Annotated in this window: 6 protein-coding genes and 1 rRNA gene; 3 read left to right on the forward strand and 4 right to left on the reverse strand. The window is 41.9% G+C overall.

The window, feature by feature from the left end; all coding sequences use genetic code 11:
* Positions 1 to 14: 14 nt before the first annotated feature.
* Complete coding sequence (gene purL / locus AC27I2_RS14600) at positions 15 to 3,905, reverse strand: phosphoribosylformylglycinamidine synthase (protein ID WP_487204683.1); 3,891 nt, start codon at positions 3,903 to 3,905, stop codon at positions 15 to 17.
* Positions 3,906 to 4,116: 211 nt separating this feature from the next.
* Here purL and mltF point away from each other — a divergent pair, with 211 nt between their 5' ends.
* Positions 4,117 to 5,532, forward strand: coding sequence for a membrane-bound lytic murein transglycosylase MltF (mltF, locus tag AC27I2_RS14605; protein ID WP_138527507.1), 1,416 nt, complete (start codon positions 4,117 to 4,119; stop codon positions 5,530 to 5,532).
* Between the two features lie 180 nt (positions 5,533 to 5,712).
* Positions 5,713 to 5,880, forward strand: coding sequence for a hypothetical protein (locus AC27I2_RS14610; protein ID WP_171034590.1), 168 nt, complete (start codon positions 5,713 to 5,715; stop codon positions 5,878 to 5,880).
* Between the two features lie 10 nt (positions 5,881 to 5,890).
* Here the strand turns inward: AC27I2_RS14610 and tadA are convergent, their stop codons facing one another.
* Positions 5,891 to 6,388: a tRNA adenosine(34) deaminase TadA gene (gene tadA, locus AC27I2_RS14615; RefSeq protein ID WP_487204684.1), complete on the reverse strand. Its 498-nt coding sequence runs from the start codon at positions 6,386 to 6,388 to the stop codon at positions 5,891 to 5,893.
* A gap of 178 nt (positions 6,389 to 6,566) precedes the next feature.
* Here tadA and AC27I2_RS14620 point away from each other — a divergent pair, with 178 nt between their 5' ends.
* The gene (locus AC27I2_RS14620) at positions 6,567 to 7,871 is read left to right on the forward strand and encodes an inosine/guanosine kinase (RefSeq protein ID WP_487204685.1); all 1,305 of its coding nucleotides are present in this window, start codon (positions 6,567 to 6,569) and stop codon (positions 7,869 to 7,871) included.
* A gap of 15 nt (positions 7,872 to 7,886) precedes the next feature.
* On the opposite strand, the gene glsB is transcribed toward AC27I2_RS14620, so the two are convergent.
* Together glsB and rrf are read right to left on the reverse strand one after the other, a co-directional pair.
* Positions 7,887 to 8,810, reverse strand: coding sequence for a glutaminase B (glsB, locus tag AC27I2_RS14625; protein ID WP_138527505.1), 924 nt, complete (start codon positions 8,808 to 8,810; stop codon positions 7,887 to 7,889).
* Between the two features lie 411 nt (positions 8,811 to 9,221).
* Positions 9,222 to 9,336: ribosomal RNA gene (gene rrf / locus AC27I2_RS14630) — 5S ribosomal RNA — on the reverse strand.
* Between the last annotated feature and the right edge of the window lie 52 nt (positions 9,337 to 9,388).

The following is a 9,388-nucleotide window of genomic DNA, read 5'->3' on the forward strand; positions in this document are numbered from 1 at the left end:
AGTGATTGTGATCACTAGCCTACATTTTTACGTGCATTGCGGAACATACGCATCCACGGGCTATCCTCTTTCCACTCATCTGGGTGCCAAGAGTTAGCTACAGCGCGGAATACACGCTCAGGGTGCGGCATCATTACAGTGGCACGACCATCAGTAGAAGTAATACCGGTAATACCTTCTGGTGAACCATTCGGGTTAGCCGGGTATTGCGTTGTAGGGTTACCGTAGTTATCTACAAATTTAACCGCGACAGTGCCGCTTTCAAGCGCAACTTGAGTGGCAGCATCATTTGCAAACTCAGCATGGCCTTCACCATGAGATACAGCAATTGGCATACGCGATCCCGCCATTCCACTGAAGAACACCGACGGATTCTCTTGTATTTCTACTAAGCTAAAGCGTGCTTCAAAACGCTCAGATTTATTAGTTACAAAACGAGGCCAATGCTCAGTACCTGGAATTAACTCTTTAAGCGTTGATAACATTTGGCAACCATTACACACACCTAAACTAAAGGTGTCTTCACGGTGGAAGAAATTTTGGAACTGATCGCGTGCCATATCGTTAAACAATATAGACTTGGCCCAACCTTCACCGGCGCCTAATACGTCACCGTAAGAGAAACCACCACACGCCACTAAGCCTTTAAACTGCTCAAGGGTTAAACGCCCTTCGAGGATATCGCTCATGTGCACATCAACAGCGGCAAAACCAGCACGGTTAAACGCAGCAGCCATTTCTAGATGCGAGTTAACGCCTTGCTCCCGCAAAATAGCCATTTGTGGTTTAGCACCTGTCGCAATGTATGGCGCAGCTATATCTTCGTTTAAGTCAAAGTTAAGTTTTACGTTTAAACCTGGATCTTTTGCATCAAACTTGGCATCAAACTCTTGTTTAGCACAATCAGGGTTATCACGACGTGCTTGCATTTGGTACGTTGTTTCGGCCCAAATAGTACGCAATTCAGTACGAGTATGATTAAGTACCGTTTGTTCGCCGCGGTTAAATACAATGCTATCGTCGCTATTAAGCGAGCCAATCACGTGACTAATTGCAGCTACACCGTGTTGTTCAAACACTGCATTTACAGCCTCTAAGTCGCTGTTAGCCACTTGAATTACTGCACCAAGCTCTTCGTTATAAAGCGCTTCTAAGTCTGAGCCTGTTAGGCCAGCTAAATCAACGGTTACACCTGTGTGCCCTGCAAATGCCATTTCAGTTACGGTAGTAAATAAACCACCGTCTGAACGGTCATGATAAGCAAGTAGTTTGCTATCTGCTACAAGTGCTTGCATAGCATTATAAAAGCCTTTAAGTAACTCAGGGCTATCTACATCAGGTGTAACATCACCAAGCTGCTTGTAAACCTGTGCAAGGCTTGATGCACCCATGCGGTTTTTGCCAGCACCTAAATCAACTAAAATAAGCGATGTGTCGCCTTTATCAGTGCGTAACTGTGGCGTTACTGTTTTACGTACATCGTCAACACGGCCAAAGGCTGTAATAATAAGCGATAACGGCGACGTTACTGATTGCTCAGCACTATCGTCTTCGTTTTTCCATGTCGTTTTCATCGACATAGAATCTTTACCTACAGGTATAGTTAAACCAAGTGCAGGGCAAAGCTCTTCGCCAACCGCTTTTACGGCTTCGTAAAGGCCTGCGTCTTCACCTGGGTGACCCGCTGCGGCCATCCAGTTAGCAGATAGCTTAATGTTCTCAAGGCTGCCAATGTTTGCACAGGCAATATTAGTTAACGATTCAGCCACCGCTAAACGCGCCGAAGCACCGTAATTTAATAGTGCCGCCGGAGTACGTTCCCCCAGTGACATGGCTTCACCGTGATAAGTATCGTACGTTGCCGCGGTCACTGCACAGTTAGCAACAGGGACTTGCCAAGGGCCAACCATTTGATCCCGAGCAACTAAACCGGTAACTGAGCGGTCGCCAATGGTAATTAAAAACGTTTTTTCTGCAATGGTAGGTAAGCGTAATAAGCGCTGCGCAGCATCTGCTACGTCAATAGCGTTTGCATCAATAGCTGTGCCTGTTACTTGCTGTGATGTTACATTGCGGTGCATTTTAGGCGCTTTACCTAATAATACATCTAGCGGTAAATCAACAGGGCTGTTATCAAAATGGCTATCTGCTACGGTTAAGTGGCGCTCTTCTGTGGCTTCACCAATTACTGCGTACTGTGCGCGTTCGCGCTTACAAATGGCTTCAAAACGATCAAAGTCTTCAACAGCTACAGCAAGTACATAGCGCTCTTGCGATTCATTACACCAAATTTCATGAGGTGCCATGCCTGGCTCATCGTTAGGAATATCGCGTAGTTGGAATTTACCACCACGGCCACCATCGTTTACCAGTTCAGGAAACGCATTTGATAAACCACCAGCGCCTACATCATGAATAAATGCTATTGGGTTTTCGTCGCCTAACTGCCAACATTTGTCGATGACTTCTTGACAACGACGTTCCATTTCTGGGTTTTCACGCTGTACAGAAGCAAAGTCTAAGTCTTCGTTTGATTGGCCCGATGCCATACTTGATGCAGCACCACCGCCTAAACCAATGTTCATAGCAGGGCCGCCTAGCGCAATTAGTTTTGCGCCTACTGGAATCTCGCCTTTTTGAACATGATCAGCACGAATATTTCCTAAACCACCGGCAAGCATAATTGGTTTGTGGTAACCGCGTACCTCTTCCCCATTGTGGCTTGTTACTTTTTCTTCGTACGTGCGGAAATAACCTAATAAATTAGGACGACCAAACTCATTATTAAATGCAGCACCGCCCAGTGGGCCATCCATCATAATATCAAGGGCATTGACTATACGACCAGGCTTGCCAAAGTCGCTTTCCCACGGTTGCTCGTAACCTGGTATACGTAAGTTAGAAACCGTAAAGCCAACTAAACCTGCTTTTGGCTTAGAACCACGCCCTGTTGCACCTTCGTCACGAATTTCACCACCTGAACCGGTAGCCGCGCCAGAGAAAGGAGCTATTGCTGTTGGATGGTTATGGGTTTCAACTTTCATTAATATTTCAATGTCTTCTTGATGATACGCATATTCACCTTGCGCATTCGGGAAGAAGCGACCCGCTTTTGAGCCTTTCATTACTGCCGCATTATCTTTATAAGCAGACAGTACATTTTCAGGGTTGTGCTCAAAGGTATTTTTGATCATTTTAAACAGCGATTTTGGCTGTTCAATGCCATCAATTGTCCAATCAGCATTAAATATTTTATGACGACAATGCTCTGAGTTTGCTTGGGCAAACATAAATAATTCTATGTCGTTAGGATTACGACCTAGCTTTTTAAAGTTCTCTACTAAGTAGTCAATTTCGTCATCGGCAAGGGCAAAACCTTGCTCAACGTTTGCTACAGCTAACGCTTCTCGACCACCACCTAAAATATCAACTGATGACATTTCACGCGGAGAATCATTGCGGAATAACTGCGCTGCGGCTTCAAGCTCAGTATGTGTAGCTTCGGTCATACGGTCGTGTAATAACGCCGTTACTTGTGCAAGTTGCTCTACACTTAGTTCACCTTCTATATAATAAGCAATACCACGCTCTACACGGTGAACCTGTTTAAGGCCACAGTTATGCGCTATATCGGTTGCTTTAGATGCCCAAGGCGAAATGGTACCAGGGCGAGGTGTAACAAGTACTAATGTGCCAGCTGGGGTATGCTCGGCAATAGTTGGACCGTAAGTTAATAGCTTTTCAAGCTTGCTCTGCTCATCAACACTCAAAGGCGATGTTAAATCGGCAAAATGAGCATATTCGGCATATACGTTAGTGACTGGAAGTTGCGATTGCTGGCAACGCGCTAAAATTTTATTAACTCTGAACTCTGACAGTGCTGGTGCACCACGAAGGATCAACATAGATAATTTCATCCGGGGTTAGGGATTGAACGATATTTTAGGCACGCATTATAGTCCAATTAGCCATCATATTTAACTCCAAATTACGCTTTTCATAAAATTAACTTCTTACGCTTTATTTATTCTCTTCCCCACTAATAAAATAAATAGGAAAGTGACGAAATGGTTAAGTTTTGTTATAACGGGTGTTAGCGTGTTAAAGGGGCACTCAATGTTCAAAGAAAAGCTAATAACAATCATTACTTTAGTTATGCTGTTATGTGCATGTAATATGCAAGAACAGCCAACTCAACTCGCCCAAATTAAAGAGCAAAACAAAATACGTGTGGGCACGTTGGCAAGTGCGAGTAATTATTATCAAGCAGTACAAGGCGAGCAAGGCTTTGAATATGAGCTTTCTCAAGCGTTTGCCGATTACTTAGGTGTTGAACTGGAAATAGTCCCTTTTTTTAATTTATCTGATATGTTTGAGCGCTTAGAAAGTGGTGACTTAGACCTAATTGCCTCAGGCCTTACATACAATAAAACGCGTGCACAGCAATACCGCTATGGCCCTACCTACAGAACAATCAGTCAAAAATTAGTATATAAACAAGGTCGTGTTCGTCCTCGTAAATTTGACGATTTAGAAGGTAACTTTACGGTTATAGCCAAAAGCAGCCACTCTCTTACTCTACAAAAAGCGCAAAAAAACAACCCATCACTCACCTGGACCGAGAGTGAAGAGTTTGATGAAGAGGAACTACTTCAAGCTGTTATAGATGGTGAAATAGACTATACCCTAGCCGATTCGCATACTTTATCGCTTTTTAGGCGCTATCATCCTAATTTAAGTATTGGCTTTTCAGTCAGCCGTAATGATCCAATAGCATGGATACTTCGCAAGTCAAAAGATGACTCGTTATACGCCTTGCTCGTGCCATTTTTTGGTGAAGTAAAACAAAACAACCAACTTTATGTACTCGAAGAAAAATATTTTGGTCATGTACGCCAGTTTAACTATGTGAATACATTAGCTTACATAGAAGCAATAAAAGAAACGCTCCCTACATATCAACCATGGTTTGAGCAATACGCAGGGGATCTTGACTGGCGTTTACTCGCAGCATTAAGTTACCAAGAGTCGATGTGGAACCCTCGCGCTAAATCCCCAACGGGGGTTCGTGGCATTATGATGCTTACACGCAGTACAGCTAAACAAGTTGGTGTAACTAATCGCCTTGAGCCAGAACAAAACATTCGTGGTGGAGCTCAGTATCTAAGTAAATTAATAACCCGTATTCCTGATAGAATACCTCAGCCAGACAGAACTTGGCTTGCTTTAGCGGCTTATAATGTTGGTTGGGGTCATGTAAATGACGCGCGTATTATCACCCAGCAACAAGGGGCAAGCCCTGATAAATGGGCCGACGTGAAAAAGCGTTTACCGTTATTGATCAAGAAACGTTATTACCGTAAAACACGCTATGGCTATGCTCGTGGTGACGTTGCAGTTCATTATGTTGATAATATTCGCAGATACTACGACGCACTGGTATGGCTTGATGAAAACAATGCAATGACAGAAGAAAATACCACTACAGAGCATAATAGCGACAGCAGTATAAAACAAAATGAATCGCCATAGCGGTTCAATGAATTAGTAGTAAATTTAGTATTTATAAAAGATTACAACTCTAAAGCAGTGAGTAACTAAAATATCTGTTTACTTGTCATGAAATGATCACTAATGTGTGATAATTGTATATCTTAACATTTTCAAAGATATGCCTTGTGCCTTTCTCACTCTCACGCATTAGGAGAACACATGCTAAAACGTAGACGCACGCAAAAATTAAAAAGAAACGTTATTTATTCAACGGCAACACGTCGTCGTATCATGTTACGTGGTTTACATAAAAAAATAATATGGCGTCGCAGAATGTTTGCAATGCAACAAATGGAAGCATCAGACACCCTACCTGTAGGCAATTGATAACGTATTTTTAAGCTTCACGAGCAGCTTTTTTGGCTGCTTTAATTTGTGCTCTTCTTCGTTTAAAAAATTCAGAAATAGTGTTTCCGCATTCATCAGCTAATACCCCTTTAACAACTTCAACTTGATGGTTAAGCTTTGGTTCTTGCAGTAAGTTCATAATAGAACCTGCTGAGCCGGTTTTTGCATCTGTGGCGCCGAAGACTAAACGCTTTATTCTGCTATGTACTAACAGACCTGCACACATTGAGCATGGCTCAAGTGTTACATATAAGGTGCAATCAATTAACCGATAGTTATTTAGCACTTTACCGGCTTCTCTCACAGCAATCATTTCAGCATGAGCTGAAGGGTCATTATCTGTAATGGAACGATTGTATCCAGCCGCTATAAGTTGATTATCTTTTACTAAAACAGCACCAACGGGAATTTCGTTAAGCAACTCTGCTTGTTTTGCATATAAAAGCGCTTGCTCCATCCAATAAGCGTCGTCAAATGGCTTGTTCATTATTTCTTCTTCAATTGCCTTTTATGCTTTAATTATACCTAGTTAAAACCCTAAAGCGTGTCATTGATTACTTTATTGCAAAAATAAAACACTATTTAGCTGTTAATAATGGCTCACTGCCGCTGATTTACGTTATAATCTCACGCTTTTTTTATTTAGCTCACAACACGGGTAGCGAATGAAATTTCCTGGACGCCGCAGGCATAAACATTATTTTCCAGTGGAAGCCAAAGATCCACTAACTAATCAACTTAACGCAACAGATAGATTACAACGTAGCTATATTACGGGTATCGATCAAATCGTTGTTGATATCGAAGCAAAAGTTGATCAAGCTTTCCTTGATGAGTTTCAACTACGCAGAGGCATGTCACAGGTTATAGACAGTGACATAACAAATGCTCTGTACGATCGTTTAAAATTAAATAACATGGTTGATTATGAATTTGCAGGTGGAACCATTGGTAACACAATGCACAATTACTCTGTGCTTGCCGATGATCGCTCTGTTTTATTAGGTGTAATGAGCGAAAACATTAAAATAGGAAGCTACGCATATCGCTTTTTATGTAATACCTCAAGCCGTGTAGATTTAGATTATTTACAGCCTGTTGACGGACCGATTGGCCGTTGCTTTACCCTGATTGATGAAACGGGCGAACGCACCTTTGCAATTAGTGCGGGTTTAATGAATTACCTACGTCCAGAATCAATAGATAAATCGTTAATAGAAAACTCATCGGCTTTAGTCATTAGTGCATACCTTATGCGTACACAAGATGACGAAACCATGACAGATGCAACCATGCAAGCTGTTAAATATGCTAATGATGCTGGCGTTCCTGTTGTTCTAACACTAGGCACTAAGTTTTTAATAGAGCAAGATCCTGCATGGTGGGCAAACTTTGTTGAAAAGCATGTAGACATTCTTGCTATGAACGAAGAAGAAGGCTTTGCTATTACAGGGTTTGAAGACCCGCTGTTAGCTGCAGACAAAGCACTAGACTGGGTGGACCTTGTTATATGTACCGCAGGTGAGAAAGGGTTATTTATGGCAGGCCACGTTGATGACAGCTTTAAACGTGAAACTGAATATCCACTACTGCCAGGCGCTATTGCAGACTTTAACCGTTATGAATTTTCACGCGCTATGCGTAAAGCTGATTGCGAAAAACCTATAAGAGCTTACAGCCACACGGCCCCTTTTATGGGCGGACCTGACTCAATCAAAAATACAAATGGTGCAGGCGATTGCGCCCTAGCTGCTGTACTACATGATTTATCAGCAAATGTTTATCACAAACTTAATGTGGCAAACTCAGCGAAGCACGATCAACAAGCCATTACATATTCATCTCTTGCACAAATTAGTAAATATGCAAACAGAGCAAGTTATGAGGTACTTGTGCAACACTCGCCGAGGTTATCGCGTGGTTTGCCTGAGCGTGAAGATTGTTTAGAGCAAGTTTATTGGGAGCAATAAGCTCCCAATGCCTTTCTAAAAAATAGAAATATCGAGCTTTTTAGATAGCAGCTCTAATGCTGCTATCCCCGCGACTGAGTTACCAAACGAGTTTAATCCTGGCGAGTAAACTGCAACAGTAAATTTATTCGGTAATACCGCAAGAATAGTACCTGAAACCCCCGACTTTCCGGGCATACCCACTCTATATCCAAAATCGCCTGCGGCATCATACAGACCACTGGTAAATAATAATGAATTAAGCTGTTTATTTTGACGACTACTTAAAACACGCTTACCAGAGAGTTGATCAATACCTTTATTTGCCAAAAAATTATATGCCTTAGCTAGTTCAACACAATTAAGTTCAATAGAGCAAAAATTAAAGTATGACCAAAGCACATCATCAACTTCATTCTCAAAATTACCAAATGACTTCATTAAATGTGCCATAGCAGCATTACGGTGTCTAAATTCATACTCAGAGTTAGCCACTTTTTTATCAATCACAATACCGCGGTTACCTGATAGCAACCTGAATGTTTCGAGCATAGAATGCATAGGTGCAGACAAACGGCTATAAAGCGCATCACAGGTAACAATAGCACCAGCATTTATAAATGGGTTACGCGGTATGCCTTTTTCAAATTCAAGCTGAGTAAGCGAGTTGAAAGCAGTACCTGAAGGCTCTTTACCTACTCTACTCCAAAGTTCATCACCATAACGCTGTAACGCCATAGTTAATGTCATCACTTTAGATACAGATTGAATAGTAAAGCGCTGCGAACAATCACCTGCGCAAATTATGTCACCCTCAGTAGTATATATAGCAATAGAAAACTGCTCAGGATCAACTTCAGCAAGTGCAGGAATATAATCGGCTACTTTTCCCTTAGACAATAAAGGGGCGACTTCTTGAGTGATTTCATTTAATACACGTTGGTAATCTGTAGTAGGCAATTAACACCTCAAATAGGTTTAGGTAAATGAAAATATTACCATGTCTCAGATTAAACGAGCTAGTTTAGTTGAATGAAAAATATTTATTAAATTTTGGGGATAAAAGCAGACGCTAACCTCGTTAGTGAGGCACGGGTTGACGTTTTAAGTTAGTGCGTTTACGCAAAAAACCCGTTACATTAATGTAACGGGTTTTTCTTAATTAAATCCTAGTAATGTCGTGGTGCCCACAGCGGTGGAGAGTCACATAGCAAATGGGATACTATCTTTGCGTCGGGGCGGCCTTCCGCGGGGCTCGCCTTCGAGCTGTTTTGTTTCACTACTGAGTTCGGCATGGCCTCTTGGCTATTTTACTAAACCCCAGACAGCAAAAAACCCGTCACATTACTGTAACGGGTTTTCTTAATTAAATCCTGGTAATGTCCTACTTTCACATAGCAAATGCTACACTATCATCGGCGCTGTTTCGTTTCACTACTGAGTTCGGCATGGAGTCAGGTGGGTCCAAAACGCTATTGTCACCAAGAAAATTCTTTTCAATTTTCTTATTTTTATTTAGTTTAAAGTCCTTCGACTAA

It is taken from the genome of Pseudoalteromonas sp. NH0006-46, from assembly GCF_057547735.1.

What these genes read in the sequence shown, in the direction of transcription:
- purL (WP_487204683.1), bottom strand. Translation starts at nt 3,905, where the DNA reads ATGTTGATCCTTCGTGGTGCACCAGCACTGTCAGAGTTCAGAGTTAAT.
- mltF (WP_138527507.1), top strand. Translation starts at nt 4,117, where the DNA reads ATGTTCAAAGAAAAGCTAATAACAATCATTACTTTAGTTATGCTGTTA.
- AC27I2_RS14610 (WP_171034590.1), top strand. Translation starts at nt 5,713, where the DNA reads ATGCTAAAACGTAGACGCACGCAAAAATTAAAAAGAAACGTTATTTAT.
- tadA (WP_487204684.1), bottom strand. Translation starts at nt 6,388, where the DNA reads ATGAACAAGCCATTTGACGACGCTTATTGGATGGAGCAAGCGCTTTTA.
- AC27I2_RS14620 (WP_487204685.1), top strand. Translation starts at nt 6,567, where the DNA reads ATGAAATTTCCTGGACGCCGCAGGCATAAACATTATTTTCCAGTGGAA.